Below are 1358 nucleotides of genomic sequence, written 5' to 3'. Positions count from 1 at the left end.
GCCCTTTGTGGGCTACGGATTTACCTATAGCCCGGCCTACACGCTTACACCACCATCCATCAGGTGGCACGGCTACCTTCCTGCGTCACCCCATCACTTGGCTACTACCAGCTCAGGTCCCCTGCATCCCCCAACCACAACCAACCACAAAGGGCTAGCAACGGAAAGGTTCAGGAGGGTTAGTATCACTGATTCACCATGGGCGCGATATCACGGGTACGGGAATATCAACCCGTTGTCCATCGACTACGCCTGTCGGCCTCGCCTTAGGTCCCGACTCACCCTGGGAAGATTAGCTTAACCCAGGAACCCTTAGTCATCCGGCGGAGGAGTTTTCCACTCCTCATTCGTTACTCATGCCTGCATTCTCACTCGCGTACACTCCACCACACGGTCACCCGGCAGCTTCAACGCAGTACACGACGCTCCCCTACCCATACAACAAAAGTCATATGCCGCGGCTTCGGCGGTATGCTTGAGCCCCACTACATTGTCGGCGCAGGACCACTCGACCAGTGAGCTATTACGCACTCTTTCAAGGATGGCTGCTTCTAAGCCAACCTCCTGGTTGTCTTCGCGATCCCACATCCTTTTCCACTTAGCATACCCTTAGGGGCCTTAGCCGGCGATCTGGGCTGTTTCCCTCTCGACTACGAAGCTTATCCCCCGCAGTCTCACTGCCGCGCTCTTACCTCACCGGCATTCGGAGTTTGGCTGATGTCGCTAAGATGATAGTCCCGCTAAACCAACCAGTAGCTCTACCTCCAGGAGGAAACACACGACGCTGCACCTAAATGCATTTCGGGGAGAACCAGCTATCACGGAGTTTGATTGGCCTTTCACCCCTACCCACAGCTCATCCCCTCAGTTTTCAACCTAAGTGGGTTCGCGCCTCCACAGAGTCTTACCTCTGCTTCACACTGGCCATGGGTAGATCACCCCGCTTCGGGTCCAGGACATGCCACTGACTCACCCTCATTAGGATTCGCTTTCGCTACGGCTACCCCACACGGGTTAACCTCGCGACATGCCGCTGACTCGCAGGCTCATTCTTCAAAAGGCACGCCATCACAACCACAAGGGCTGCTCTGACGGATTGTTAGCACACGGTTTCAGGTACTATTTCACTCCCCTCCCGGGGTACTTTTCACCATTCCCTCACGGTACTCAATCCGCTATCGGTCATGAAAGGTATTTAGGCTTACCGGGTGGTCCCGGCAGATTCACAGCAGATTCCACGAGCCCGCTGCTACTCGGGAACACAACCAACCCACACACATGCGTTTTCACGTACCGGACTCTCACCGTCTACGGCAGGCCATTCCAAACCACTTCCGCTAACACACATGCACAAGCTG

1 rRNA gene is annotated in these 1358 nt (G+C 55.4%); it reads right to left on the bottom strand.

Annotation, left to right across the window (positions count from 1 at the left end):
* Window positions 1–1358: ribosomal RNA gene (locus KRX51_RS10135) — 23S ribosomal RNA — on the bottom strand; the annotation flags it as partial.

This window comes from Corynebacterium sp. TAE3-ERU12, from assembly GCF_019209905.1.
Classification (GTDB): Bacteria; Actinomycetota; Actinomycetes; order Mycobacteriales; family Mycobacteriaceae; genus Corynebacterium.
This window is presented reverse-complemented; position numbering and strand designations above follow the sequence as displayed.